The organism is Streptomyces sp. NPDC005492 (assembly GCF_040605995.1).
GTDB lineage: Bacteria > Actinomycetota > Actinomycetes > Streptomycetales > Streptomycetaceae > Streptomyces.
Genome location: NZ_JBEXDX010000030.1, coordinates 57,618 through 83,796 on the forward strand (window position 1 = coordinate 57,618; position 26,179 = coordinate 83,796).

The following is a 26,179-nucleotide window of genomic DNA, read 5'->3' on the forward strand; positions in this document are numbered from 1 at the left end:
GCCACTCAAAAGGGGTGTCATTCTCCAGATCAAACACGCATCCGCTCGATGACACACCGCTTCGGCCCCTAGGATTCCACCTATCACCTCACCGGTCTCATTCGACAGGAACCCCATGAGCGACACTTCCCCCTACGGCTTCGAGCTTGTGCGGCGTGGATACGACCGCGCTCAGGTGGACGAACGCATCTCGAAGCTCGTCTCCGACCGTGACAGCGCTCTGGCCCGTATCACCGCACTCGAGAAGCGCATCGAGGAGCTCCACCTCGAAACGCAGAACGCCCAGGCGCAGGTAAGCGACGCCGAGCCGTCGTACGCCGGTCTCGGCGCGCGTGTCGAGAAGATCCTCCGCCTCGCCGAGGAAGAGGCCAAGGATCTGCGCGAGGAGGCGCGCCGCGCGGCCGAGCAGCACCGTGAACTCGCGGAGTCCGCGGCCCAGCAGGTCCGCAACGACGCAGAATCGTTCGCTGCGGAGCGCAAGGCCAAGGCGGAGGACGAGGGCGTCCGGATCGTCGAGAAGGCCAAGAGCGACGCTTCCCAGTTGCGCGGCGAGGCGCAGAAGGACGCGCAGTCGAAGCGCGAGGAGGCCGACGCCCTCTTCGAGGAGACCCGCGCCAAGGCCGCGCAGGCCGCCGCCGACTTCGAGACGAACCTCGCCAAGCGCCGCGAGCAGTCCGAGCGCGATCTGGCGTCGCGTCAGCAGAAGGCCGAGAAGCGTCTCGCGGAGATCGAGCACCGCGCGGAGCAGCTCCGCCTGGAGGCCGAGAAGCTGCGCACGGACGCTGAGCGCCGCGCCCGCCAGACGGTGGAGACGGCTCAGCGCCAGGCCGAGGACATCGTGGCCGACGCGAACGCCAAGGCGGACCGCATCCGTTCGGAGTCCGAGCGCGAGCTGGCGGCTCTGACGAACCGTCGCGACTCGATCAACGCCCAGCTGACGAACGTGCGCGAGATGCTCGCCACGCTCACCGGCGCCGCGGTGGCCGCCGCGAGCTCCCCGGTCGAGGACGAGCCCATCTCCCGCGGGGTTCCGGCTCAGCAGTCCCGGTAACGAACAGCGCGACCTGAGGCCCGCACCGTCTCCCCCGGAGGTGCGGGCCTCAGCCGTGTCCGGCCGTCATATTCCCGTCGTCCACCCGGCCCGGCGCCCGCCGCGGAAGCGGCAGGTGTCACGGACGATGCGTGCTCTCGGCGTGCGGGGCCCTGCTCTGCGTACGGGTCGCACTCGGGTCCGGGTCCGGTGCGGCGGCAGTGCGTGCCGGGCGCCGCGAGGCAGGCGTGACCTCGCGGACACGGCCTACCAGCGGCAGGTAAACGTCGTCGACGATCTCGGCGAGGGTGCGGTCCTCGACCGGGTCGCGGGACCTACGGCTGTTCCGGGACCGCGCCTTCACCATCTCCTCGGTGCTGACCGACCGGCTCGGGCCGCGCACCGCGCTGTTCACCGCCGTACTGGCGACGATCCTCGCCCACGGGCACGGCCGCACGGCCTTCCCGCACGCGTTCGCCTGGGCGACGGCGTTCACCGTTGTTGCCTGCGGCGTCGGACTCTGTTTGCCCGTTCGGGTGGCATCCGCCGAACGGCCGTCTTAGCGTGGCCGCATGATCGAGCTTGAGGGGCTGACGAAGCGGTACGGCGAGAAGGTCGCGGTCAACAATCTCACCTTCACCGTCAGACCCGGCATCGTCACGGGCTTCCTCGGCCCGAACGGCGCCGGCAAGTCGACGACGATGCGCATGATGCTCGGACTCGACCGGCCGACCGCGGGTGACGTACGCATCGACGGCCAGCACTACGACCGGCTCAAGGACCCGCTGACGTACATCGGCGCCCTCCTCGACGCGAAGGCCATGCACGGCGGGCGCAGCGCCTTCAACCATCTCCTGTGCCTCGCGCAGAGCAACGGCATCCCCAAGGCCCGGGTGCACGAGGTGCTCGACACCGTCGGTCTGACCTCCGTGGCGAAGAAGAAGGCCAAGGGGTTCTCGCTCGGCATGGGACAGCGGCTCGGCATCGCGGGCGCGCTGCTCGGCGACCCGCGGATTTTGATGTTCGACGAACCGGTCAACGGACTCGACCCCGAGGGCATCCACTGGATCCGCAACCTGATGAAGTCCCTTGCCGGGCAAGGCCGTACGGTCTTCGTCTCCTCGCACCTGATGAGCGAGATGGCGCTGACGGCCGATCACCTCGTCGTCATCGGCCAGGGCCGGCTCCTCGCCGACACCACCATGGCGGACTTCATCCAGCAGAACTCGCGGTCCTACGTCCGGATCCGCACCCCGCAGCGCGAGCGGCTGCTCGACGTGCTGCACCAGAACGGGATCACCGTCGTCGAGAGCGGCAGCGGAGCGCTCGAGGTCGACGGGGGCAAGTCCGAGCAGATCGGTGAGCTGGCCGCACAGCACCAGCTCGTGCTGCACGAGCTGAGTCCCCAACAGGCCTCCCTGGAGGAGGCGTTCATGCAGTTGACCGCGGAGTCGGTGGAGTACCACGCGCATTCCGACACATCCCCCGCGCCCCTCGCGGCACCTGCCGGACAGCAGGGCTGGGGCGACGGCTGGAAGAGGGGCTGAGCATGGCGGCGACCCAGGTCATCCGGTCGGAGTGGACCAAGATCCGCTCCGTCGCGTCGACGGTGTGGACGCTCTCGCTCGCCCTGGTGGTGACGATCGCGCTCGGCATGCTGATCTCGGCGCTGTCGAAGAGCCAGTTCGACGACATGAGCGCCAAGGACAAGCTGTCCTTCGACCCGACGTTCATCAGCTTCGCCGGGATGAGTCTCGGGCAGCTCGCGATGATCGTGTTCGGGGTGCTCGTCGTGTCGAACGAGTACAGCACCGGCATGATCCGCACCTCCCTGGCGGCGGTCCCGCAGCGCGGCACCTTCCTGTTCGGCAAGATCGTGGTGGCGACCGGGCTCTGTCTCGTCGTCGGGCTGGTGACGAGCTTCGTCACGTTCTTCCTCGGGCAGGCGATGCTCGGCTCGCACCGGGCGGAGATCGGCGACCCTGGCGTGCTGCGCGCGGTGATCGGCGGCGGGCTCTACATGACCCTGATCGCGATGTTCTCCATGGGCGTCGCCTCCATGCTGCGCTCGCCGATGCTGTCGCTGGGCATCCTGATGCCGTTCTTCTTCCTGATCTCCAACATCCTCGGCAACGTCTCCGCGACCAAGAAGATCGGCCGCTACCTGCCCGACCAGGCCGGCAGCAAGATCATGCAGGTGGTCACGCCGGTCGACGACTCCACGCCGTACGGACCCTGGGGCGGGCTCGGCATCATGGCCCTGTGGGTGGCGGCGGCGCTGCTCGGTGCCTATGTGCTGCTGAAGCGGCGGGACGCGTAGCCACGGCCGAGGCTTTACTTTCCTTTGGGCGGAACCGTCAGCGCCCCGATATCCTCCTAACCCTTACGGGGGCGTGTGCCCTGCTGTCCTTTCGATGGGTGCGGAGCATGATCGAGGCTGTCGGCCTGACCAAGCGCTACGGCGACAAGACCGCCGTGTACAACCTTTCCTTCCAGGTGCGGCCCGGCGCCGTCACCGGCTTCCTCGGACCCAACGGCTCGGGCAAGTCGACGACGATGCGCATGATCCTCGGCCTGGACAATCCCACGTCGGGCCAGGTGACGATCGGTGGCTTCCCCTACCGCAAGCTGCCGAACGCCCCCAGACAGGTCGGCGCCCTGCTCGACGCCAAGGCCGTGCACGGCGGCCGGCACGCCCGCAACCACCTGCTGAGCCTGGCCCAGCTCTCGGGCATCCCGGCCCGCCGGGTGGACGAGGTGCTCGGGGTGGTGGGCCTCCAGGACGTGGCCAGAAAGCGCTCCAAGGGCTTCTCGCTGGGCATGGGGCAGCGGCTCGGCATCGCCGCCGCGCTGCTCGGCGACCCGCAGGTGCTGCTGTTCGACGAGCCGGTCAACGGCCTCGACCCCGAGGGCATCCTCTGGGTGCGGAACCTGATGAAGGCGCTCGCGGCGGAGGGTCGTACCGTCTTCGTCTCCTCGCACCTGATGAGCGAGATGGCGGTGACGGCGGACCATCTGATCGTCATCGGGCGCGGGCAGTTGCTCTCGGACATGAGCGTCCGGGACTTCATCTCGGCGAACTCCGCCGACTTCGCGCGCGTGCGCACCCCCGACAGCGAGCCGCAGTTGCGCGAGAAGCTGACGTCCGCGCTGACCGAGGCGGGCGGGCACGTCATGCCCGAGCAGGACGGCGGGCTGCGGGTGACGGGACTGCCGCTGCCGCGCATCAGCGACATCGCGCACGACACGGACGTACGACTGTGGGAGCTGTCCCCGCATCAGGCCTCGCTGGAGGAGGCGTACATGCGGATGACGCAGGGCGCGGTCGACTACCGCTCGACCACCGACCAGAAGTCCGGTCTCATGCAGCCGCTGCCGCCGGGCACGCAGCCGCCCATGCCGGTACCGGGCCAGGGCCAGCCGGGCTGGTACGCCCCGCCGTCGCCGCAGCAGGGCGGGCAGCCGTTCGCGATGGGGCAGCAGCCCCCGGCGAATCCTTACGGCACCCCCAACCCGTACGGCGCCCCTGCGGCGCCCGGCGGGGCGATGCCGGGCCCGTACGGGCCTCCGGCGCCCCAGGCCCCGCAGACGGCGGCTCAGCCGCCTCAGGCCGCCTCGGCGCCGGCGGTGGACGCCGCCCCTGCGCAGCCCTCCGCCCCCTCCCCCGCCGACCTGACCAAGCCCGAGGACGCCCGATGAGTACGCCCCAGCCCCCGATGCCGCAGGCAGCCGCGCCCAACTGGCAGGCGGCGGCCGGTCCTTCGTACGGCGGGTACACCTCGCCGATCCCGGTGGTGCGCACGCATCTCGGGCATGCGCTCGCCTCCGAGTGGACGAAGATCAAGTCGGTGCGTTCGACGCTCTGGACGCTCGGTGTGTTCGTGGTGCTCGTCGTCGGCATCGGAGTGCTCGCCGCCGTCGTGGTCAGCAACTCCTCGTCCGAACTGCACGACGAGAACCCGCTCTCCTTCGGCTTCTTCGGGCTGCTGCTCGGCGTCATGTGCATCATCACGCTCGGCGTGCTGACCACCGCCTCCGAGTACGGCACCGGCATGATCCGCACCACGATGACCGCCTGCCCCAGCCGGGTCCGCGTCCTCGCGGCGAAGTCGATCGTGTTCTTCGCGGTCGCCTTCGGGGTCACGCTGGTGGCCGTGACGTTCGTCGCCTTCGTGGACGTCTCGCTGCTGAAGGGCAACGGTGCCAAGGACCCGTCCGCCGGCGAATGGCTGAAGGGAACCGTCGGCATCTCCCTCTACATCGCGCTGCTCGGACTGCTGTCGCTGATCATCGGCTCGATCATCCGGCACTCGGCGGGCGCGATCACCATCATGATCGGCGCGGTGCTCGCCCCGCTGGTCATCGCGCTGTTCATGTTCTCGCAGTCCCTGGAGAGCACGCGTCAGGCGCTGTTCGAGTACTCGATCCCGAACCAGCTCAGCGTCTTCTACTCCAACTCCCTCACCGAGTCCGGCCCGAGCGGCTGGGACCCGCTGTGGATCATCGTGGGGGCGACGGCCGTCGCGTTCGCGAGCGCCGTCGCACTGCTGGAGAAGCGGGACGTGTAGGCCGTAGGGCCCTCAGAACCTCGGCGCGTTCCTGGACCGCTGCACCCGTGTGGTGCGGCGGTCCTTCGCGTTCCAGCACGCCTTGTGCCAGTGGCGGCGGTCGTCCACGCCCGCGTGCTCCGGCCAGGCCACGACGTGCGGGACGGCGGAGGGGATCTGCTGGTCGCAGCCGGGACAGCGGTACGTCTTGCCCTCCGCGCTCGCCCCGGCGACATGGCGCACGCTCCACTCCTCGCCCTGCCAGTGCTCCGTGGACTGCCAGCCGCCGTAACGACCGGAGCGGTCGCCGTCGGCGCTCTGGCCGGAGGAACCGGACTCCTTGGGTCGGTTGCGACGCGGGGACACAGAACACCTCACGGGGCTATACAGGAGGCAAGGGCTGTGTCCAGCGTACGTGCCCCGGACACGGGTACGCGAAGGGCGCCAAGCCGCACAAGTCCCCCTCCGGGCCGCCCATTCTGAAGACAATCCGCAAATCTCTCCGCCAGACCGTGTCCTCGGCACGTGTCGGACGGTTATGCCCGGTGGGGGAGCTCCGAGCCGGAGCCAAGGAAGCAGGAAATGCGATGCGCGTCGGAAGTTTTGTGTTGGCGGCCCAGTTCCCGGGGCAGGGCCAGGGGGAGGCGCTCCACCGAGCGGTCCGCTCGGTGGAGGTCGCGGAGGAAGCGGGCCTGGACACGGCCTGGCTGGCCGAACACCACTTCGTGCCCTACGGCACCTGCCCCTCCGCGGTCACCCTGGCCGCCCTGCTGCTGGGCCGCACCCGGCGCATCCGGATCGGCACCGCGGTCAGCGTGCTGCCGACCGTCCATCCGGTCGCCCTCGGCGAGCAGGCCGCCCTGCTGCATGTGACGAGCGGCGGACGCTTCTCGCTGGGCGTGGGGCGCGGCGGGCCGTGGGTCGACCTGGAGGTGTTCGGTTCGGGCCTGGCCGCGTACGAACAGGGGTTCCCGGAATCGCTCGATCTGCTGATGCGCTGGCTGCGCGAGCCCTCGGTCGCGGGCACCGGGGACCGCTTCGCGTTCCGTGAAGTCCCCGTCGTACCAAGGCCGTCGGAGGCGCTGTCGGACGGGCCGGGCCCCGAGGTCGTCGTCGCCTGCACCTCGCCCGCGAGTGTGCGGCTGGCGGCCGAGCGGGGTCTGCCGATGCTGCTCGGCATGCATGTCGGGGACGAGGAGAAGGCCGAGATGGTCGCCGTGTGGCGGAAGTTGGCGCGGGCGGCCGGGCGGCCGGAGGAGGAGATCCGCGGCGCGGCCCATGTGTCGGCCGGGGTCTGCCAGATCGCGGACCGGCGTGCCGACGCCGTGGAGGCGCTCGTGAAGGCGATGCCGGGCTGGCTGAAGCAGGGACTGGACGCCCATGTCACCGTGGACGACCGCGAGCGCCGGATGCGCGACCCGCTGGCGTACACCGAACTCCTTTGCGGGCTGCACCCGGTGGGCACCCCGCGGCTGTGCGTCGACCGGCTCGCGGCGACCTCCGAGCGGACCGGCATCTCCCGCTTCGCGCTGCTCGTCGAGGGGTCCGGAGACCTCGCGGCGACCGAGGAGAACGTACGGCGGCTCGGCGCCGAGGTGCTCCCCCACCTCGGCTGACCGAACCGCGGGGTGCTTGCCGCCCCAGTACAGAAGCACCTCCCGCGTACGGAGCGGCAAGCAGTGCGCCACCGCCGCGTCAGCAGTCCCTGAACTCCGGGGACTGGTTCAGCAGTTGACTGCGCACCGAGGTGAAGCGGGTCAGCGTCTCGTCGACCGAGCCGTCCAACGGGAACACCGCCACCCGGTGGCAGTTCTGGAAGGCCAGCCGCACACCGAAGTGCCGCTGCAGCGCGCCGCGTATCGCGTCACTCGCGAGCGCACGCAGCAACTGACCGCGTGCCTGCTCGTCCGGCGGCGGCGTCTGGTTGTCGGCGAACGCACCGCCGTCGACCTTCAGCTGAGCCACCAGGGAGCTGATCATCTCCCATGCGTAAGGCAGGGAGGTCCGGACGCAGTCGACGAATTCCGCTTCGTCGACCTCGCCTCGCTCGGCCTTTTCGAGTAGGGCCGGTGAGACGTCGAGCGACATGGGTTCTCCTCTCGCACCCCCAACACCCGGGGGTTGCCGGACAGATAAGGGAGTCCGCGATTACGAACACGCTGCGTACACGCCTCGCGACCTCCCGTTTATACGGTAGGCAACTGAGGGGGGCGGCACCAGGAGAATGCGTACATAGGGGAATCCCAATAGGCCCACAATCGGCCATGAATGAACAAGGGGCGTCACGGGTCTTCCAGGGCGAATCGCGTGCACCCACGCCCGTCGAGTAGCGTTGCCGACCATGCGTCTCGTCATTGCCCGGTGTTCCGTGGACTACGCGGGCCGGCTCACCGCCCACCTCCCCTCCGCCCCCCGTCTCATCCTGGTGAAGGTGGACGGCAGCGTCTCGATCCACGCGGACGACCGGGCCTACAAGCCCCTGAACTGGATGTCGCCGCCCTGCACGCTGAAGGAGGAGTCCGGGGACTTCCCCGAGGGCGCCGTCGGCCTCTGGACCGTCATCAACAAGGCGGGCGAGAAGCTCATCATCACGATGGAGGAGATCCTGCACGACTCCTCCCACGAACTCGGCGTGGACCCCGGCCTGATCAAGGACGGCGTGGAAGCGCACCTCCAGGAGCTGCTCGCCGACCGCATCGACACCCTCGGCGACGGCTACACGCTGATCCGCCGCGAGTACATGACGGCCATCGGCCCGGTCGACATCCTGTGCCGGGACGCCGACGGCCAGACCGTCGCGATCGAGATCAAGCGGCGCGGTGAGATCGATGGCGTGGAGCAACTCACGCGCTATCTGGAGCTGTTGAACCGCGACCCGCATCTCGCCCCGGTCCGCGGCATCTTCGCCGCCCAGGAGATCAAGCCCCAGGCCCGCGTCCTCGCCACCGACCGCGGCATCGGCTGCACGGTCCTGGACTACGACGCCCTGCGCGGCATCGAGGACGACAAGCTGCGCCTGTTCTGACCGACACGGACTTCGCACGGACTTCACTACGACGAAAAGGGCCGGTTCCGATCATCGGAGCCGGCCCTTTCGTGTCGTACGGAGTGTCAGATCACGGTGTCCGCGGCCGCGCTGCTGCTCTGGGGCGCGGCCGAACCGGTCGTCTCCACGGGGGCACTGGAGGAGGCCGCGCCGCTCGCGGAGGTTTCTGTGGACGGGGCGCTGGACGTGACCGAGGGCGACGGTGACGTGGTGTCCGTCGGCGGAGTGGTGGTCGGCGGAGGGCTGCTCGGAGTCGTCGGCTCCGACGTGGTCGGCTTCGGCGACGTCGGCTTGCTCGTCGTCGGCTTGGACGGCGACGGCGACGTGTGCCCCGAACCGCTCGTCCCGCTCGGGTTGTCCGAGGGCTGCCCGCCGCCGTCCGTGGGCGTCGGGTCGTCGGACGTGCCGTAGGTGCCGTCCGGGCCCGGGTCGGTCGGGCTGCTGGTGACCGTGCCGGTGTCGGTGCCGTCGTCCTTCTTCGCCTTGTCGGCGCCGAGGCTGTCGTCGCCGGTGCCCTGGCTGGCGGACGGGTTGACGCCGACCTTGTCGGACGGGTTGTCGGCGTTGTTGTTGGACGTGGCGCCCAGGGTGACGACCGTGCCGAGGACGGCGGCGAGCAGGACACCCGCGCCGGCCGCGACGAGGTTGCGCCGGGCGTAACCGCGCAGACCGCCCCGCGCCTTGTTGTGGGGCGTCGGGGTCGAGGGCTGGTGGGAGACGAGGGTGTAGGTGTCGCCGGGCGGCTGGAGCGGCGGGAAGGGCGCCGGTGTGCCGCCGGGCGGTGAGGCGGACTCCTCGTAGCGCGCGTCGGGCACCTCGTCGCCGGCCGCGGCAGCGAGGCCCAGGGGGATGCCGGAGCGGTCGGCGACCAGGGCGAGGGCGCGGCGGCCGGCGACGGTACCGCGCTTGTCGGCGGCGGCCTCGCGCAGCGCGAGGGAGGACTCCAGCTCGGCCCGGGCCCGGTCGAGGTCGCCGTCGCACAGCGCGAGGACGCCCAACTCGTGGTGGAAATAGGCCTGTTCGCCGACATTGCCGGCGAGCTGGGCGGCCTCGGAGCCGGCCCGCAGCACCCGCTCCCAGGCGCTCCAGTGCAGTCCGGCGGCGAACGCGGGGGCTGCCGTGCGGGCGAGTTCGACGGTGGCGCTCTCCTCGCCCTCGCCCGGCGGGGTCGTCGCCGGCAGGAGGGCGACGAGCGCGGCGAGCAGGGCGTCCGCCTCGGCGCAGACGCGCTCGGGTGTGACCGAGGGGTGCCCGGCCCACCAGGAGTAGTGCAGGGCGGCGACGAGGGTACCGGAGTCGACCTCGTCGTCGTATCCGGCGGCCTCCAACTGGGTCTGGACGCCGGCCGCGAGCCGGTAGCGGGAGCCGACCGGGGAGACCAGTCCGCAGCCCGCGAGTTCACCGAGGGCGGCGTCCGCGTGGGTGTCGCCGACGAGCGCGGGCAGATGCGCCTGGTGCGGCACCTCGCCGTCGAGCGCGACCGCGAAGCGCAGGGTGGCGCGGGCCGAGGTGCTGAGCCGGGAGGCGAGCAGTGGAGCGGGCGCGGCGGCCTCGCCGAGGGACGGCAGCGGTATCTCGTCGGCCGGGTCGGAGGCGACGGGCGCGTCGAAGGGTACGTCGGCCGGGGGCGCGTCCTGGAAGACGCCGAACTCCTCGACGGCACTGGTGCCGACGCGCAGTTCGTCGCGCTGCCGGAGCAGGGCGCCGGCCTGGACGAAGCGCAGGGGCAGGCCCTCGGACTCGAAGTAGAGGTCGCCCGCCCAGTTCGCCTCCTCCTCGGTGAGGATGCGGCCCACCGTGCGTTCCAGGACCTCCACGGCGCCCGCCCGCTGCAGACCGCCGAGGAAGACCTCCTCGATGACGGAGTCGGCGGCCGGTGCCGGGACCTCCGGGGTCGCGGCGATCAGGAAGGCGCACTCGGGGGTCGCGTCGAGGAGTTCCTCCAGGGCGGCACCGCCGAACTCGATGTCGTCGAGGACGACGACCGCGCCGATCTCCCGGGTCAGGGCGAGCAGCTCGTCTCGGTCCGGCCGGTACAGCGGGGCGTCGTACACGGCGTGGAAGAGGTCGTGCAGGAGGTCGGTGGCCGTGCGGTGGAAGCCGGTGAGGCGGACCACGCCGTCGGGGGCGAGGTCCAGGCAGTCCTCGGCGACGAGGTCCAGCAGGCTGGTGCGACCCGAGCCCCCGGGGCCGGTGAGGCGCACGGAACGGCCGCGGGCGAGCAGCCGTACCAGACGCTCGCGCTCGTCCTGGCGTTCCAGGAGCGGTGGTGTGGGCCGGTTCAGGCCCGGCGGTACGGGCGGCTTGGCGGCGCGGGCGGTCTCGGCGCGCTCGGCGGCGGAGCGCTTCGCGGGCCGGCCGGGCCGCTGTCCGGGCGGGCAGGCCTCGATCTCGCTGCCGTCGACCGGGTTGACGGTGAGCAGGAAGTCGCCGGTGACCACCTGCACGGTGCGGGCGAGTGCGGGTGTGTGCTGGCCGAAGTCGGTTGTCAGGGGTTCCCGGGGCGGACGCTGACGCGACGACGTGTCGCCGGTGTCATGGCCGTACTCCTCGGGTCCCCGGTCGATCGGGTCCATAGGTCCAAGCCCCCCAAAAGCGTCGTGTGCGGGCCATAACGGCCCAGGCCCCTCCCGGCCTTGCTGCACACCGCGCTGTCGCTTCTGGTCCGGGCCCGCTCGAAGGGTTGTCTGGCAGCGGGCGACCGAACCCTAAACCTTCGCACAGTATCTACGACAGACCGGGGTACCGCGCCGTCCGAGACGTCACAGTCTCATGAGGATTGTGCGCGGCGGAATCGTCACACTCTGGGAAGCGACTCGACCCCGATCCCGCCCTCGATGGCCAGGATGCGGTGCAGCCGGGTGGCCACGAGCAGGCGCTGCATCTGCGGCGGTACGTCGCGCAGCACCAGGCGGCGGCCGCAGCGGCCGGCCCGTCGGTGGGCTCCCATGATGACGCCGAGGCCGGTGGCGTCCCAGGAGTCGAGCTCGGACAGGTCCAGCACCAGATCGCCGACGCCGTCGTCGACCGCCGAGTGCAGGACCGTACGGGCGTCCGCCGCGCTGCGGACGTCGAGGCGGCCCCCGACGACCAGCTCGACGTGGTCGCCCCTGATGTACATATGCGCTCCCCGTGAGTGCGGTGGCGTACTCCGTGATGTAGGTGATGCACCCTCTGACTGCGTGAGGTGTCGAGAGGTTGCCGTCTGTGAGCGAACCGATACCGAATTCACCCCTGGGTGTGATGGCTCAGAGGTGCTGTGCGGTTTCAGTGCTTGTAGAAGCCCTGCCCGCTCTTGCGTCCGATGTCACCGGCGTCCACCATTCGGCGCATCAGCTCCGGCGGGGCGAACTTCTCGTCCTGTGACTCGGTGTAGATGTTGCCGGTGGCGTGCAGCAGGATGTCGACGCCGGTGAGGTCCGCCGTCGCCAGCGGGCCCATCGCGTGGCCGAAGCCCAGCTTGCAGGCGAGGTCGATGTCCTCGGCGCTGGCGACGCCCGACTCGTACAGCTTCGCCGCCTCGACGACGAGCGCCGAGATGAGACGGGTCGTCACGAAGCCGGCCACGTCACGGTTGACGACGATGCAGGTCTTGCCGACCGACTCGGCGAACTCCCGCGCGGTGGCGAGGGTTTCGTCGCTCGTCTTGTAGCCGCGGACGAGTTCACAGAGCTGCATCATCGGGACCGGCGAGAAGAAGTGCGTGCCGACCACGCGCTCCGGACGCTCCGTCACGGCCGCGATCTTCGTGATCGGGATGGCGGAGGTGTTGGAGGCGAGGACGGCGTCGTCCCGCGTGATCTTGTCGAGCGCGCGGAAGATCTCGTGCTTGACTTCCAGCTTCTCGAAGACGGCCTCGACGACGATGTCGGCGTCGGCGACGGCGTCCAGATCGGTGGTCGCGGTGATCTTGCCGAGGGCCGCGTCGGCGTCGTGCGCCTCCAGCTTCCCCTTGCTCACGAACTTGTCGTACGAGGCCTTGATGCCGTCGGTGCCACGCTTCAGGGCTTCGTCGGTGACATCGCGCAGGACGACGTCCCAGCCCGCCTGCGCGGAGACCTGGGCGATACCGGAACCCATGAGTCCGGCGCCGATGACGGCAAGCTTCCGTGCCACTGTGCGACTCCCCTTTGAAACGCCAACAGCGTGTGTCCGTGCGTATCCGTATTGCTCTTCGGCGGACACTAGCGAAGGTGGGCGGCTGTGTGACCGGTAAGTAATGCGCGTCACGTCTCATCTGACGGACATCACACCGGCACGGCTCATTCGACCGCCCGTACGGCCTAGTTGAGCCACGACCGACCCTGACTACGCTGGTCCCATGGTCAATCTGACGCGTATCTACACCAGGACCGGCGACCAGGGCACCACCGCCCTCGGCGACATGAGCAGGGTCGCCAAGACCGATCTCCGCATCTCGGCGTACGCCGACACCAACGAGGCGAACGCGGCGATCGGCACGGCGATCGCGCTGGGCGCCCTCGCCGAAGACATCGTCAAGGTCCTCGTCCGCGTCCAGAACGACCTCTTCGACGTGGGCGCGGACCTCTCCACACCAGTGGTCGAGAACCCGAAGTTCCCACCCCTGCGCGTCGAGCAGTTCTACATCGACAAACTCGAAGCCGACTGCGACCACTTCAACGAGCACCTGGAGAAGCTCCGCTCCTTCATCCTCCCCGGCGGCACCCCGGGCGCGGCCCTCCTCCACCAGGCATGCACGGTGGTACGACGTGCGGAGCGGTCGACGTGGGCGGCCATGGAGACACACGGCGAGGTGATGAACCCGCTGACGGCCACCTACCTCAACCGCCTCTCGGACCTGCTGTTCATCCTGGCCCGTACGGCCAACAAGGAGATGGGGGACGTGTTGTGGGTGCCGGGGGGTGAGCGCTGAACGGCGGCCCGAGCGGCTCGCCGTTCAGGGGCGGCGGTAGATCTCTCGGCGATGCCCGGCCTCGACGACGAGGATGACGAGCTTGCCGTCGTCGATCATGCAGGCGATCCGGTAGACGCCGACGCGCAGTCGGTACAGGCTGTCGTGGCCCGACAGCTTCCTCACGTCCACGTCCTCGCGGTACGGGTCGTCACCAAGCCGGCTGAGGGCGTGGAGGATGAGCAGAGCCGTCGTCCGGTCGATGGCCTTGAGCCGGCGCCGGGCCGCGGGCGTGAACTCGAAGGCGTACTTCACGCCGTGTCCGCGGCGGACGTGCCGAAGATGTCCGCGAGCACGTCCGCGAGGGTGGCGCGCGGTGCGTCGCCTTCCTCGGCGAGAGTCCGCAGGGCCTTGCGCGCGAGCAGCTCGTCCGCCGCCTCCTCCAGCGCGTTGTACTCCTCTATGGGCACGATCGCCGCCACCGCGGCGCCACCGCGCGTGATGACGGTCGGCTCCCCCTCTTCCGCGTGGTCGAGGAGTCGCGCCAGGTTGGCCCGCGCTTCGCGGACGGATACGGATGCGGAGTCGTCCATGCGGCCAGTGCACTCGCCTCCGTGTACACGCGTCCGGGTGCGAAGGGACCTCAGTCGGCCTGCCCGGAAGTGGTCCAGACCTATTGACCCGTGGTCCAGACCTTCCTATTCTCGCGGGACTGTGGGTGCGAAGGCTCAGTCGCACCCCCCAACTCCCCCATAGGAGGCGCGACATGCGCTTCAGACACAGAGTCGCGGCGGGTCTCGCGACCCTCGTGCTGCCGCTCGCCGGGCTTGTCGGGCTGGCGGCTCCCGCTCAGGCCGCCTCGACCGCCACCGCCACCTTCACCAAGTCCAGCGACTGGGGTACCGGGTTCGGCGGTCAGTGGACCGTCAAGAACACCGGTACCGGTGCGATCAGTTCCTGGACGGTCGAGTGGGACTTCCCCTCCGGTACGTCCGTCACCTCGGCCTGGGACGCGGACGTCTCCAACTCCGGGAACCACTGGACCGCGAAGAACAAGTCCTACAACGGCACCATCGCCCCGGGCGCCTCGGTCTCCTTCGGCTTCAACGGGGCGGGATCCGGCTCCCCGTCCAACTGCCTTCTCAACGGCGGCAGTTGTGACGGCGGCACCACCGTCCCCGGTGACGCGGCACCCTCCGCACCCGGCACCCCCACCGCCTCCGCCGTCACCGACACCTCGGTGAACCTCTCCTGGAGCGCGGCCACCGACGACAAGGGCGTCAAGAACTACGACGTGCTGCGCGACGGCACCAAGGTCGCCACGGTGACGACGACGTCGTACACCAACACCGGCCTCACCGCCGGCACCGACTACTCGTACACCGTGCAGGCCCGGGACACCGCTGACCAGACCGGCCCGGTCAGCGGCGCGGTCGCCGTGCACACCACGGGCGGTACGACCACTCCCCCGGCCACCGCCGGCACGATCAAGCTCGGGTACCTCCCCGAGTGGGACACCTACACGCGCAACTACCAGGTCAAGAACCTGGTGACATCCGGCACCGCCGCGAAGATCACGCACATCAACTACGCCTTCGGCAACGTCACCAACGGGCAGTGCGCGATGGGCGATGCCTACGCCGACTACCAGAAGACGTTCACCGCCGACCAGTCGGTCAGCGGCGTCGCCGACACCTGGGACCAGCCGGTCGCGGGCAACTTCAACCAACTGCGCGAGCTGAAGGCGAAGTACCCGAACCTCAAAATCCTGTGGTCCTTCGGCGGCTGGACCTGGTCCGGCGGCTTCGGGCAGGCGGCGGCCAACCCGACCGCGTTCGCGCAGTCCTGCTACAACCTGGTCGAGGACCCGCGCTGGGCCGACATCTTCGACGGCATCGACATCGACTGGGAGTACCCGAACGCCTGCGGGCTCTCCTGCGACTCCAGCGGAGCCGCGGCCTACAAGAACCTGATGGCCGCCCTGCGCGCGAAGTTCGGCACCGGCAACCTCGTCACCTCGGCCGTCACCGCCGACGCCACCTCCGGCGGCAAGATCGACGCCGCGGACTACGCGGGCGCGGCCCAGTACGTCGACTGGTACAACGTGATGTCGTACGACTTCTTCGGCGCCTTCAACGCGACCGGCCCCACCGCCCCGCACTCCCCGCTCACCACCTACACCGGCATCCCGACCCCCGGCTTCACCACGGCGGACGCGATCGCCAAGTTCAAGTCGAAGGGAGTCCCGGCGAGCAAGCTCCTGATCGGCATCGGCTTCTACGGCAGAGGCTGGACCGGCGTCACCCAGGACGCCCCCGGCGGCACCGCCACGGGCGCGGCGACCGGCACCTACGAGCCGGGCATCGAGGACTACAAGGTCCTCAAGACGTCCTGCCCGGTCACCGGCACCATCGCGGGCACCGCCTACGCCCACTGCGGCAGCAACTGGTGGTCCTACGACACCCCGAGCACGATCGCCGGAAAGATGAGCTGGGCCAAGTCCCAGGGTCTCGGCGGCGCGTTCGTCTGGGAGTTCAGCGGTGACACCAGCAACGGCGAGCTGATCAGCGCCGTCAGCAGCGGGCTGCAGTAGGCCCGTTAAGCCACATTGACGCTCCCCCAGACTTCGTCCGGGGGGAACCCCACCCAGCGAGTGAATGTGGCTACGCCACATTCACTCGCTGTCCGGGCGGGGCTGCCTCAAGCCACGCGAGGAAACCGGTCAACGCGTCTTCGCTCATCGCGAGTTCGAGACGCGTGCCCCGGTGCAGACAGGTCAGGATGATGGCGTCGGAGAGCAGCGCCAGCTCCTCCTCGCCCTCGGGGAGACGGCGGCCGGCCACCTCGATCGCCGAGCGTTCCAGGGTGCGGCGCGGGCGGTAGGCGTAGGAGAAGACGCGGTACCACTCGATGCGGTCGCCGTTGTAGCGGGCGACGCCGTAGCTCCAGCCCTTGCCGTTGGTGTCGGGTTTCTCCGGGACGTCCCAGCGCAGCGAACAGTCGAAGGTGCCGCCGGAGCGCTGGATGAGTCGGCGGCGCAGGCCGAAGACGAACAGACCCACCACCACAAGGGCGACAGCGATTCCGCACACAGTCAGAGCGAGGACCATCGACACCGACCTCCTCGTCTCCTAGGTAACGGAACGGAAAAAACACCCACATTCGCCTCAGCCGCGGCTGGGGCCGGATTCCTCCGGTCCCAGCCGCGGCTGAGTCACGTCATCGCGTCAACGCTGGGTTCAGCGCGTCTCCACCGCACGCAGTCGGACGTCCGCGCGGCGCTCGGCGGAGGCATCGCCCTCAGCCTTCGCCTGCTCCAGCTCACGCTCCACGCGCTGGACGTCGATCTCGTCCGACAGCTCGGCGATCTCGGCGAGCAGCGACAGCTTGTTGTCCGCGAACGAGATGAAACCGCCGTGCACCGCGGCGACGACCGTTCCCCCATCGCTCGTACGAATGGTCACCGGGCCCGACTCCAGCACACCGAGCAGCGGCTGGTGACCGGGCATGACGCCGATGTCGCCGGACGTGGTGCGCGCGACGACCAGGGTGGCCTCGCCGGACCAGATCTGGCGGTCCGCGGCGACGAGCTCGACATGCAGCTCAGCAGCCAAGGTGGGCTCCTCGGGTCACCACCCGGCGATCGTGCCGGGTGTGGGTTCAATTCTAGTAGGCGTGAAAGAGGGGGTGGGACACGCCCCACCCCCTCAAGGTGAAGCACGGGGTCAGGAGACGCCCAGCTCCTTGGCGTTCGCCTTCAGGTCCTCGATACCGCCGCAGAGGAAGAACGCCTGCTCCGGGAAGTGGTCGTACTCGCCGTCGATGATCGAGTTGAAGGCCACGATCGACTCGTCCAGCGGGACGTCCGACCCGTCGACGCCGGTGAACTGCTTGGCGACGTGGGTGTTCTGGGACAGGAAGCGCTCCACGCGACGGGCACGGTGGACGGTGAGCTTGTCCTCCTCGCCCAGCTCGTCGATACCGAGGATCGCGATGATGTCCTGGAGGTCCTTGTACTTCTGCAGAACCGTCTTGACGCGCATCGCGGTGTTGTAGTGCTCCGCCGAGATGTAGCGCGGGTCCAGGATGCGGGACGTGGAGTCCAGCGGGTCCACGGCCGGGTAGATGCCCTTCTCGGAGATCGGACGGGAGAGAACCGTCGTCGCGTCGAGGTGGGCGAAGGTGGTGGCCGGGGCCGGGTCGGTCAGGTCGTCCGCGGGGACGTAGATCGCCTGCATCGAGGTGATCGAGTGACCGCGGGTCGAGGTGATGCGCTCCTGGAGGAGACCCATCTCGTCGGCCAGGTTCGGCTGGTAGCCCACCGCGGAGGGCATACGGCCGAGCAGGGTCGAGACCTCGGAACCGGCCTGCGTGAAGCGGAAGATGTTGTCGATGAAGAACAGCACGTCCTGCTTCTGCACATCGCGGAAGTACTCCGCCATGGTCAGACCGGCGAGGGCCACGCGCAGACGGGTGCCCGGGGGCTCGTCCATCTGGCCGAAGACAAGCGCGGTCTTGTCGATGACGCCCGAGTCGGCCATCTCCTCGATGAGGTCGTTGCCCTCACGGGTGCGCTCGCCGACACCGGCGAACACGGAGACACCGTCGTGGTTGTTGGCGACGCGGTAGATCATCTCCTGGATGAGCACCGTCTTGCCGACGCCGGCACCGCCGAACAGGCCGATCTTGCCGCCCTTGACGTACGGGGTCAGCAGGTCGATGACCTTGACGCCGGTCTCGAACATCTCGGTCTTCGACTCGAGCTCGTCGAAGCGCGGGGCCTTGCGGTGGATGGACCAGCGCTCGCCCGTGTACTGCTCGTCGACGTTCAGCACCTCACCGAGGGTGTTGAACACCTTGCCCTTGGTGAAGTCGCCGACCGGGACGGTGATGCCGTCACCGGTGTTGGTGACCGGGGCCTGGCGGACCAGACCGTCGGTGGGCTGCATCGAGATGGTGCGGACCAGACCCTCACCCAGGTGCTGGGCGACTTCCAGGGTCAGCGTCTTCTTCGCACCGTCCTGGGCCGGGTCGGCCACCTCGACGTGCAGAGCGTTGTAGATCTCCGGCATCGCGTCGACGGGGAACTCCACGTCGACGACCGGGCCGATGACCCGGGCGACGCGGCCCGTGGCAACGGCCGTCTCAACTGTCGTCGTCATTACTATTCACTCCCCGCGGACGCGTCGGCCAGGGCTGCGGAGCCACCGACGATCTCGCTGATTTCCTGGGTGATTTCGGCCTGGCGGGCCGCGTTGGCAAGACGGGAGAGCGTGGTGATCAGGTCTCCCGCGTTGTCGGTCGCCGACTTCATCGCGCGGCGGGTGGCGGCGTGCTTGGAGGCAGCCGACTGGAGCAGCGCGTTGTAGATACGGCTCTCGACGTACCGCGGCAGCAGGGCGTCCAGGACGTCCTCCGCCGACGGCTCGAAGTCGTACAGCGGAAGGATCTCGCCCTGGGGGACGGCCTCCTCCGCGACCTCTTCGAGGCTGAGGGGAAGCAGCCGGCTGTCGATCGCCGTCTGCGTCATCATCGAGATGAACTCGGTGTAGACGATGTGGAGTTCGTCCACGCCGCCTTCCGCCGTGTCCTTCTCGATGGCCTCGATCAGCGGAGCCGCGACCTTCTTCGCGTCCGCGTACGTGGGCTCGTCGGTGAAGCCGGTCCACTGGTCCGCGATCTTGCGCTCACGGAAGTTGTAGTGGGCGACACCGCGGCGGCCGACGATGTACGTGTCGACCTCCTTGCCCTCGGCCTCAAGGCGCGCGGTCAACTGCTCCGCGGCCTTGATGGCGTTGGCGTTGAAGGCGCCGGCCAGACCGCGGTCGCTCGTGAGGAGCAGCACAGCGGAACGGGTCGGCGTCTCGGCCTCGGTGGTCAGCGGGTGCTTGGTGTTCGAACCCGTACCGACCGCCGTGACCGCACGCGTCAGTTCCTTCGCGTACGGCGTCGAGGCCTGCACCTTGCGGTGCGCCTTGACGACGCGCGAGGCGGCGATCATCTCCATCGCCTTGGTGATCTTCTTGGTCGCGGTGACGGATCGGATGCGACGCTTGTAGACCCGGAGCTGGGCTCCCATGAGTCAGGTCCCTTCCTTACGTCACTTGGCCGTGGCCGGAGTGTCCTCGCCGAGAAGCTTGCCGTCCGAGGTCTCGAACTGCTTCTTGAAGTCGGCGATCGCGTCCGCGGCGGCGGTGAGGGTGTCGTCCGACATCTTGCCGCCCTCCTTGATGGAGGTCATGAGGCCCTGCTCCTTGCGGTGCAGGTACTCGAGCAGCTCCTTCTCGAAGCGGCGGATGTCCTCGACCGGTACGTCGTCCATCTTGCCGGTGGTCGCGGACCACACGGAGACGACCTGGTCCTCGGTGGGCATCGGCTGGTACTGCGGCTGCTTGAGCAGCTCGACCAGTCGCTGACCGCGCTCCAGCTGGGCCTTCGACGCGGCGTCCAGGTCGGAACCGAAGGCGGCGAACGCCTCCAGCTCGCGGTACTGGGCGAGGTCGAGGCGCAGTCGGCCGGAGACCTGCTTCATCGCCTTGTGCTGCGCGGAACCACCGACTCGGGAGACGGAGATACCGACGTTCAGCGCGGGGCGCTGACCGGCGTTGAAGAGGTCCGACTCCAGGAAGCACTGGCCGTCGGTGATGGAGATGACGTTGGTCGGGATGAACGCCGACACGTCGTTGGCCTTGGTCTCGACGATCGGGAGGCCGGTCATCGAGCCCTTGCCCATGTCGTCGGAGAGCTTCGCGCAGCGCTCCAGCAGACGGGAGTGCAGGTAGAAGACGTCACCCGGGTAGGCCTCGCGGCCCGGCGGACGGCGCAGCAGCAGGGACACGGCGCGGTAGGCGTCGGCCTGCTTGGAGAGGTCGTCGAAGATGATGAGGACGTGCTTGCCGTCGTACATCCAGTGCTGGCCGATGGCCGAACCGGTGTACGGCGCGAGGTACTTGAAGCCGGCCGGGTCGGACGCCGGGGCGGCGACGATGGTCGTGTACTCCAGGGCGCCGGCCTCTTCGAGCGCACCACGCACGGAGGCGATGGTGGAGCCCTTCTGACCGATGGCGACGTAGATGCAGCGGACCTGCTTGTTCACGTCGCCCGAGCGCCAGTTGTCGCGCTGGTTGATGATCGTGTCGACGGCCAGGGCGGTCTTGCCGGTCTGGCGGTCGCCGATGATCAGCTGACGCTGGCCACGGCCGATCGGGGTCATCGCGTCGACGGCCTTGTAGCCGGTCTCCATCGGCTCGTGCACCGACTTACGGGCCATGACGCCCGGGGCCTGCAGCTCCAGCGCGCGGCGACCGGTGGTCTCGATCTCGCCGAGGCCGTCGATCGGGTTGCCGAGCGGGTCGACGACACGGCCGAGATAGCCCTCGCCGACGGCGACGGACAGGACCTCTCCGGTGCGGGTGACCGGCTGGCCCTCCTCGACGCCGCTGAACTCACCGAGGATGACGGTACCGATCTCGCGCTCTTCGAGGTTGAGCGCGAGACCGAGGGTGCCGTCCTCGAACTTCAGCAGTTCGTTGGCCATGGCCGAGGGCAGGCCCTCGACCTTCGCGATGCCGTCGCCGGCAAGAGTGACCGTGCCGACCTCCTCGCGCGAGGCCGCGTCCGGCTTGTACGACTGGACGAAGTTCTCCAGCGCGTCCCGGATCTCCTCCGGCCGGATCGTGAGCTCCGCCATCTGGGTTCCCTGCTCTCCTTGTTGGGCCCGAAGTTTCACTTGGGGGGATGGGGGACTCCCCCCTGAACGAGGTGAATCCTCTGCACGGCCCAACTCGGGCCGCCTTACTACGTCTTTGTTGTGGTGGTGCTAGCTCGCCATACGGCGGGTGGCGTCATCGAGGCGGTCCGCGATGGAGCCGTTGATGACCTCGTCGCCGACCTGCACCCGGATCCCGCCGAGGACCTCGGGGTCCACGTCGATGTTGAGGTGCATCTGGCGGCCGTAGAGCTTCGCGAGGGCGGCGCCCAGGCGCTGCTTCTGCGGGTCGCTCAGCGGGACCGCCGTGGTGACGACGGCCACCAGGCGACTGCGGCGCTCGGCGGCGAGCTTGGAGAGGGCGTCGAGCCCCGCTTCCAGGCTACGTCCTCGCGGCGCGGTCACCAGGCGGGTCACCAGTCGCTCGGTGGCCGGCTTGGCCCGGCCACCGAGCAGGCTGCGAAGCAGCTCGCCCTTGGCCGTGGTGCTCGCGGCGCGGTCGGTCAGCGCGGCGCGCAGCCCGGTGTTCGAGGAGACGATCCGGCCGAACCGGAACAGCTCGTCCTCGACGTCGTCGAGCTGGCCCGACTGCTGGGCCGCGGTGAGGTCGGCGGTGGCCGCCAGCTCCTCCAGCGCGTCCACCAGGTCGCGGGACTGCGACCAGCGGGAGCGCACCATGCCGGACACCAGGTCGAGGGCGGCGCCGCCGACCTGGCCGCCGAGCAGGCGCTCGGCCAGCGCGGCCTTGGCCTCGCCGTCCTGCGCCGGGTCGGTGAGGACCCGACGCAACGACACCTCACGGCCGAGCAGCGCGGTGACGGCGGCCAGTTCGTCGGCGAGCTGCGTCGCGTTCACGGACGTGGAGTCCGTCAGCGCGTCGAGACGCTCACGTGCGGCTGCCAGGGCCTCGCGGCTCGCTCCGTTCATCGCGCCGCCTCGGCCTTCTCTTCAAGCTCATCGAGGAAGCGGTCGATGACGCGGCTCTGCCGGGCGTGGTCCTCGAGGGACTCGCCGACGAGCTTGCCGGCCAGGTCGGTGGCGAGCTTGCCCACGTCCTGGCGCAGCGCCTGCGAGGCGGACTTGCGGTCGGCCTCGATCTGCGTGTGACCGGCGGCGATGATTTCCTCACGCTGCCGCTGGCCTTCCGCGCGCATCTCGGCGATGAGCGTGGCGCCCTGCTCCTGCGCCTCCTGGCGCAGACGCGCGGCCTCGTGCCGGGCTTCGGCGAGCTGTGCCTTGTACTGCTCAAGGACGCTCTGTGCCTCGGTCTGGGCGGCCTCGGCCTTCTCGATACCGCCCTCGATGGCCTCGCGGCGCTCGTCCAGAACCTTGTTGATGTTCGGGAGGAGCTTCTTGGCGAGGAAGCCGAAGACGATGACGAAGGCGATCAGGCCGATGACAAGCTCGGGGATCGGCGGGACGAGAGGATTCTCCTTCTCGGCCGCCAGAATGAGCAGTTGGCTCATGTCAGTGCCTTTCGTCCGGTGGGCTGTTACTGATCGCGGTCGATCAGACGCCGTAGACGAACGGCATGACCAGGCCGATGAGGGCGAGCGCCTCACAGAAGGCGAAGCCGAGGATCTGGTTGGCACGGATCAGGCCGGCAGCTTCGGGCTGACGGGCCAGAGCCTGGGTGCCGTTACCGAAGATGATGCCGACGCCGACGCCGGGACCGATGGCGGCGAGGCCGTAGCCGATGGAGCCGAGCGAACCGGAGACGGCGGCGAGGGTCTCAGTGGCAGCCATGCTGATTCTTCCTTATCTGTACGGACCGGCGGGGGTTGGCCGCCGGACACCAAAGGGGGTTCTGGAGGACGGTGCTCAGTGGTTCTCGGCGAGCGCGCCCTGGATGAAGGTGCAGGTCAGCAGCACGAAGACATACGCCTGCAGGGCCTGGATGAACAGCTCGAAGGCCGTCATGACGAGCACCATGATGAACGAGACACCCGCGTAGGCGATCCCGATGCCGTTGAGCAGGTACCAACTGGCGATCGTGAAGAGCAGCAGCAGGGTGTGACCCGCGAACATGTTCGCGAAGAGTCGCACCGCGTGCGTGAACGGCCGGACGATCAGGTTCGACAGGAACTCGATGAACATCGCCAGCGGGAGAACCGGGCCGAGCGACTTGTCGTAGCCGGTGAAGTTCTTGAACGCGCCGACGAATCCGTGCCGCTTGAAGGTCAGCGAGACCCAGATGATGTAGACGATCCCGGCGAGGACCGCCGGGTACGAGATGATCGCCGTCACCGGGAACTGGGCGACCGGAACGATCGACCAGATGTTCATCATCCAGATGAAGAAGAACAGCGAGACGACCAGCGGTACGTACTTCTCGCCCTCCTTCTTTCCGATGGTCTCGTAGACGACACCGCGGCGGATGAAGTCGTAGCCGGACTCGGCGACCATCTGCAGCTTGCCCGGGACGACCTTCGGCTTACGGAAGGCGGCCCAGAAGATGCCGACAACGATGACCGAGCCGAGCAGCGCCAGCAGCATCGTCTTGTTGAAGTACACGTTGCTGTCGCCGTCCCCCAGAAGGGGCTTGAACAGGAACGAGTGCAGGCCGGGAGCCGGGAAGCCACAGCCGTCGAAGATGTGGCAGTCGGTCTCGAAGGCGAGCACCTGCGTCGGGTCAGCACTCACCGCGGGCTCCTTCAGCGTGGCGCATAGGTACGGCAACCTCGTTGTGTCGGCGCGGCGCACGGCCGCGGTTCGGCACTGGACTGGTGTTACGGATGTGGGGGCGGCAGTGGGGCATCGAGCCTCGCGATTGAGCAGGCGTCAGCTCAGATGCCCGCGCCCGCGATGCCGCAGTTGGCACCGGACGATAGCAGGGTCGCTTACGTGCTCTTATCCCGGCCCTACCGCTCACGACGAATGCCCCGACTTCTCGGGCTCGACGTAGAGGATCTTGGCCTTCATGTGGGCACGGGTCTGCGCGACGACCCAGACGATGGTCCCGGCGAGCAGTGTGAACGCGAAGGCCTTGGGGTTGAACAGCGTGGTGTGCTTGAACGCGGCCAGGAAGATGAACAGCAGAAGAATCTGCGCCGCGAAAAGCATGAGCCCCATCGACTGGAACAGGTGCGGAAGCGATTTGGCGGTGCGCTGCAGAACGTAGAGCCCGATTCCCATGAAGAGGATCACGATCAGCGTCGCAACGGCCGCCCCAATAGCTCCTTTGCCGCCGGCGACCACACCACTGACGACGGCGGCAATCGCGCCGACGGCAGCCGTGGGCACAGCGGCCTGAAGGAGAATCCGGGCGTCATTGGACGGCATGGCGGCAACTCCGCTTGCTAAGGGGGGCGTGTCGTCATGGACGAGCGTAGTCCCGGGATGAGAGAGAACCTCACGCCAATGGACCGTCGCACTTGGGTCCTTCGGCTCTGTCCCGGGTTCTCGTGAACCGTATCACAAACTATTTGATGCGGTCTTTACCTAGAAGGTGTGCTTGCTGTCACACATGAGAGTGATGCCGCGCGTCTGTGCAGAATAGCGGCCAACTTGTCTGGTATGGGGATGCTTTGCACCCCCACGAGATGGCAACGCTTTAGTCAGATTCTTACCTTGGCGTCAGCGGGAGGACTCCGCCTTGTGTCCGTCCAGGAAGCGCGAATGGTGGCTGACAGCGGTCGCTCCGTTGACTCCTGACACTCCGGCGATCACCGGAGGGCGCGGGTCGCGGTCCTCCTCCGCCAGCACGGCCACGGGCTCAACAGCCGCCCTGCCACGGCGATAACGCGGCGGCACCAGGAACTCGGCCCAGCGCGGGGCACGCGGGGTGAAGCGCGGCAGCAGGAGCAGCACCAGGCCGATCGCGCTCAGGAAGACGATGCCGAGGACGATCCACATCGAGGCCGAGTTGACCGAGTAGGACAGTGCGCCGAACGCGATCAGCGCCGACCAGAAGTACATGATCAGCACCGCCCGGCTGTGCGAGTGGCCGATCTCCAGGAGCCGGTGGTGCAGATGGCCGCGGTCCGCGGCGAACGGCGACTGTCCGCGCCAGGTGCGCCGCACGATCGCCAGCACCAGGTCGGCGGCCGGCACCGCGATGATCGTCAGCGGCAGCAGCAGCGGGATGTAGACGGGCACCGTCGAGTGCACGGCCGCCTTCTCCGACTTCAGGAACAACTGCAGCGCGTCGGGGTCGACCTGCCCTGTGATGGAGATCGCGCCGGCGGCCAGCACCAGGCCGATCAGCATCGAGCCGGAGTCACCCATGAAGATCCGCGCGGGGTGCATGTTGTGCGGCAGGAAGCCGAGGCACATGCCCATCAGGATCGCCGAGAAGAGCGTGGCCGGGGCGGCGGCCTCGATGCCGTACGAGTACCAGATCCGGTAGGCGTACAGGAAGAACGCCGCGGCCGCGATGCACACCATGCCGGAGGCCAGGCCGTCGAGGCCGTCCACGAAGTTGACCGCGTTGATGGTGATGACGACCAGGGCGACCGTGAGCAGGGTGCCCTGCCACTGGGTCAGCGCCACGTTGCCGACGCCCGGGATGGGCAGCCACAGGATCGTCAGACCCTGCATGACCATGACGCCGGCGGCGATCATCTGGCCGCCCAGCTTGATCAGGGCGTCGATCTCGAACTTGTCGTCCAGGACACCGATCAGCCAGATCAGGGCCGCGCCGGAGAGCAGGGCACGCGGTTCGTTCGAGTTCTGGAAGACCTCGCTGAGGTTGGTCAGATGGTCGGCGACCAGCAGGCCGGCGCACAGACCGAAGAACATGGCGATACCGCCGAGCCGCGGAGTGGGTTCCCGGTGCACGTCACGGGCCCGGATCTCCGGCATCGCCCCGGCCACGATCGCGAACTTCCGCACCGGCCCGGTCAGCAGATACGTCACCGCGGCCGTCACGCAGAGCGTCAGCAGGTATTCACGCACAGGCTTCCCCACAGGTCTCGCTGGCCATCACAGCCCCACACCCTAGCGAGGGACGCATATGGTTGGGGACTTCCGGGTA

At 68.7% G+C, this 26,179-nt stretch carries 28 protein-coding genes; 10 read left to right on the forward strand and 18 right to left on the reverse strand.

What is annotated here, in order from left to right; genetic code table 11:
- Positions 1-115: 115 nt before the first annotated feature.
- The 6 genes from ABZT04_RS31615 to ABZT04_RS31640 all read left to right on the forward strand — a co-directional run bounded on the left by ABZT04_RS31615 (position 116) and on the right by ABZT04_RS31640 (position 5,598).
- Positions 116-1,051, forward strand: a complete 936-nt coding sequence (locus tag ABZT04_RS31615) for a cellulose-binding protein (RefSeq protein WP_019073154.1) — start codon at positions 116-118, stop codon at positions 1,049-1,051.
- Between the two features lie 287 nt (positions 1,052-1,338).
- On the forward strand, positions 1,339-1,593 hold the full coding sequence (locus ABZT04_RS31620) for a hypothetical protein (RefSeq protein WP_356060391.1): 255 nt from the start codon (positions 1,339-1,341) through the stop codon (positions 1,591-1,593).
- A 9-nt stretch (positions 1,594-1,602) separates the two neighbouring features.
- Positions 1,603-2,577 carry an ABC transporter ATP-binding protein gene (locus ABZT04_RS31625; RefSeq protein WP_356060392.1) on the forward strand — a complete coding sequence of 325 codons (975 nt, stop codon included), beginning with the start codon at positions 1,603-1,605 and terminating at the stop codon, positions 2,575-2,577.
- A gap of 2 nt (positions 2,578-2,579) precedes the next feature.
- The gene (locus ABZT04_RS31630) at positions 2,580-3,350 is read left to right on the forward strand and encodes an ABC transporter permease (protein ID WP_355912121.1); all 771 of its coding nucleotides are present in this window, start codon (positions 2,580-2,582) and stop codon (positions 3,348-3,350) included.
- A gap of 107 nt (positions 3,351-3,457) precedes the next feature.
- The gene (locus tag ABZT04_RS31635) at positions 3,458-4,729 is read left to right on the forward strand and encodes an ATP-binding cassette domain-containing protein (protein WP_356060393.1); all 1,272 of its coding nucleotides are present in this window, start codon (positions 3,458-3,460) and stop codon (positions 4,727-4,729) included.
- Positions 4,726-5,598, forward strand: coding sequence for an ABC transporter permease (locus ABZT04_RS31640; RefSeq protein ID WP_356060394.1), 873 nt, complete (start codon positions 4,726-4,728; stop codon positions 5,596-5,598). The genes ABZT04_RS31635 and ABZT04_RS31640 overlap by 4 nt, the downstream gene beginning before the upstream one ends.
- Before the next feature lie 12 nt (positions 5,599-5,610).
- On the opposite strand, the gene ABZT04_RS31645 is transcribed toward ABZT04_RS31640, so the two are convergent.
- Complete coding sequence (locus tag ABZT04_RS31645) at positions 5,611-5,943, reverse strand: ATP/GTP-binding protein (protein WP_356060395.1); 333 nt, start codon at positions 5,941-5,943, stop codon at positions 5,611-5,613.
- A 221-nt stretch (positions 5,944-6,164) separates the two neighbouring features.
- Between ABZT04_RS31645 and ABZT04_RS31650 the strand changes: the two genes are divergently transcribed.
- Complete coding sequence (locus ABZT04_RS31650; protein ID WP_356060396.1) at positions 6,165-7,193, forward strand: LLM class flavin-dependent oxidoreductase; 1,029 nt, start codon at positions 6,165-6,167, stop codon at positions 7,191-7,193.
- A gap of 79 nt (positions 7,194-7,272) precedes the next feature.
- Here the strand turns inward: ABZT04_RS31650 and ABZT04_RS31655 are convergent, their stop codons facing one another.
- Entirely contained in the window at positions 7,273-7,665 is a 393-nt protein-coding gene (locus ABZT04_RS31655) for an SCO5389 family protein (protein WP_200679793.1), read from the reverse strand.
- Positions 7,666-7,918: 253 nt separating this feature from the next.
- On the opposite strand from ABZT04_RS31655, the gene nucS reads away from it, so the two are divergent.
- Positions 7,919-8,602 (forward strand): endonuclease NucS, encoded by a 684-nt coding sequence (gene nucS, locus ABZT04_RS31660; RefSeq protein WP_356060397.1) that lies wholly within the window; start codon positions 7,919-7,921, stop codon positions 8,600-8,602.
- An 86-nt stretch (positions 8,603-8,688) separates the two neighbouring features.
- On the opposite strand, the gene ABZT04_RS31665 is transcribed toward nucS, so the two are convergent.
- The 3 genes from ABZT04_RS31665 to ABZT04_RS31675 form a co-directional block, all read right to left on the reverse strand.
- Positions 8,689-11,199 carry an ATP-binding protein gene (locus tag ABZT04_RS31665; RefSeq protein ID WP_356060398.1) on the reverse strand — a complete coding sequence of 837 codons (2,511 nt, stop codon included), beginning with the start codon at positions 11,197-11,199 and terminating at the stop codon, positions 8,689-8,691.
- Between the two features lie 221 nt (positions 11,200-11,420).
- Positions 11,421-11,744 (reverse strand): STAS domain-containing protein, encoded by a 324-nt coding sequence (locus ABZT04_RS31670; RefSeq protein ID WP_043683078.1) that lies wholly within the window; start codon positions 11,742-11,744, stop codon positions 11,421-11,423.
- A gap of 146 nt (positions 11,745-11,890) precedes the next feature.
- A complete protein-coding gene (locus ABZT04_RS31675; RefSeq protein WP_356060399.1) occupies positions 11,891-12,739 on the reverse strand; it encodes a 3-hydroxyacyl-CoA dehydrogenase family protein in 849 nt (282 codons plus the stop codon).
- A 205-nt stretch (positions 12,740-12,944) separates the two neighbouring features.
- Here ABZT04_RS31675 and ABZT04_RS31680 point away from each other — a divergent pair, with 205 nt between their 5' ends.
- On the forward strand, positions 12,945-13,517 hold the full coding sequence (locus tag ABZT04_RS31680; RefSeq protein WP_356060400.1) for a cob(I)yrinic acid a,c-diamide adenosyltransferase: 573 nt from the start codon (positions 12,945-12,947) through the stop codon (positions 13,515-13,517).
- Between the two features lie 24 nt (positions 13,518-13,541).
- Here the strand turns inward: ABZT04_RS31680 and ABZT04_RS31685 are convergent, their stop codons facing one another.
- On the reverse strand, positions 13,542-13,811 hold the full coding sequence (locus tag ABZT04_RS31685; protein ID WP_356060401.1) for a type II toxin-antitoxin system RelE/ParE family toxin: 270 nt from the start codon (positions 13,809-13,811) through the stop codon (positions 13,542-13,544).
- The gene (locus tag ABZT04_RS31690; protein ID WP_356060402.1) at positions 13,808-14,089 is read right to left on the reverse strand and encodes a type II toxin-antitoxin system Phd/YefM family antitoxin; all 282 of its coding nucleotides are present in this window, start codon (positions 14,087-14,089) and stop codon (positions 13,808-13,810) included. The genes ABZT04_RS31685 and ABZT04_RS31690 overlap by 4 nt, the downstream gene beginning before the upstream one ends.
- A 173-nt stretch (positions 14,090-14,262) precedes the next feature.
- Here ABZT04_RS31690 and ABZT04_RS31695 point away from each other — a divergent pair, with 173 nt between their 5' ends.
- On the forward strand, positions 14,263-16,089 hold the full coding sequence (locus tag ABZT04_RS31695) for a glycoside hydrolase family 18 chitinase (RefSeq protein ID WP_356060403.1): 1,827 nt from the start codon (positions 14,263-14,265) through the stop codon (positions 16,087-16,089).
- 70 nt (positions 16,090-16,159) lie between these two features.
- Here ABZT04_RS31695 and ABZT04_RS31700 read toward each other — a convergent pair whose 3' ends face one another.
- The 11 genes from ABZT04_RS31700 to ABZT04_RS31750 form a co-directional block, all read right to left on the reverse strand.
- Positions 16,160-16,606: a DUF2550 domain-containing protein gene (locus ABZT04_RS31700; protein ID WP_355912074.1), complete on the reverse strand. Its 447-nt coding sequence runs from the start codon at positions 16,604-16,606 to the stop codon at positions 16,160-16,162.
- A 129-nt stretch (positions 16,607-16,735) separates the two neighbouring features.
- The gene (locus ABZT04_RS31705; RefSeq protein WP_356060404.1) at positions 16,736-17,110 is read right to left on the reverse strand and encodes a F0F1 ATP synthase subunit epsilon; all 375 of its coding nucleotides are present in this window, start codon (positions 17,108-17,110) and stop codon (positions 16,736-16,738) included.
- 111 nt (positions 17,111-17,221) lie between these two features.
- Positions 17,222-18,658, reverse strand: coding sequence for a F0F1 ATP synthase subunit beta (gene atpD / locus ABZT04_RS31710; RefSeq protein WP_356060405.1), 1,437 nt, complete (start codon positions 18,656-18,658; stop codon positions 17,222-17,224).
- Between the two features lie 2 nt (positions 18,659-18,660).
- Positions 18,661-19,575: a F0F1 ATP synthase subunit gamma gene (locus ABZT04_RS31715; protein ID WP_356060406.1), complete on the reverse strand. Its 915-nt coding sequence runs from the start codon at positions 19,573-19,575 to the stop codon at positions 18,661-18,663.
- A gap of 21 nt (positions 19,576-19,596) precedes the next feature.
- Positions 19,597-21,186 carry a F0F1 ATP synthase subunit alpha gene (gene atpA / locus ABZT04_RS31720; RefSeq protein ID WP_356060407.1) on the reverse strand — a complete coding sequence of 530 codons (1,590 nt, stop codon included), beginning with the start codon at positions 21,184-21,186 and terminating at the stop codon, positions 19,597-19,599.
- Between the two features lie 129 nt (positions 21,187-21,315).
- Positions 21,316-22,131, reverse strand: coding sequence for a F0F1 ATP synthase subunit delta (locus tag ABZT04_RS31725; RefSeq protein ID WP_356060408.1), 816 nt, complete (start codon positions 22,129-22,131; stop codon positions 21,316-21,318).
- Positions 22,128-22,670: a F0F1 ATP synthase subunit B gene (locus ABZT04_RS31730; RefSeq protein WP_356060409.1), complete on the reverse strand. Its 543-nt coding sequence runs from the start codon at positions 22,668-22,670 to the stop codon at positions 22,128-22,130. Before ABZT04_RS31730 ends, ABZT04_RS31725 begins: the two co-directional genes overlap by 4 nt.
- Before the next feature lie 43 nt (positions 22,671-22,713).
- Positions 22,714-22,950 carry a F0F1 ATP synthase subunit C gene (locus ABZT04_RS31735; RefSeq protein ID WP_067273352.1) on the reverse strand — a complete coding sequence of 79 codons (237 nt, stop codon included), beginning with the start codon at positions 22,948-22,950 and terminating at the stop codon, positions 22,714-22,716.
- Between the two features lie 75 nt (positions 22,951-23,025).
- Positions 23,026-23,862: a F0F1 ATP synthase subunit A gene (atpB, locus tag ABZT04_RS31740; RefSeq protein WP_356060435.1), complete on the reverse strand. Its 837-nt coding sequence runs from the start codon at positions 23,860-23,862 to the stop codon at positions 23,026-23,028.
- A 210-nt stretch (positions 23,863-24,072) separates the two neighbouring features.
- A complete protein-coding gene (locus ABZT04_RS31745; protein ID WP_356060410.1) occupies positions 24,073-24,486 on the reverse strand; it encodes a hypothetical protein in 414 nt (137 codons plus the stop codon).
- A gap of 294 nt (positions 24,487-24,780) precedes the next feature.
- Positions 24,781-26,100, reverse strand: a complete 1,320-nt coding sequence (locus ABZT04_RS31750) for an MraY family glycosyltransferase (RefSeq protein ID WP_356060411.1) — start codon at positions 26,098-26,100, stop codon at positions 24,781-24,783.
- Positions 26,101-26,179: the final 79 nt, after the last annotated feature.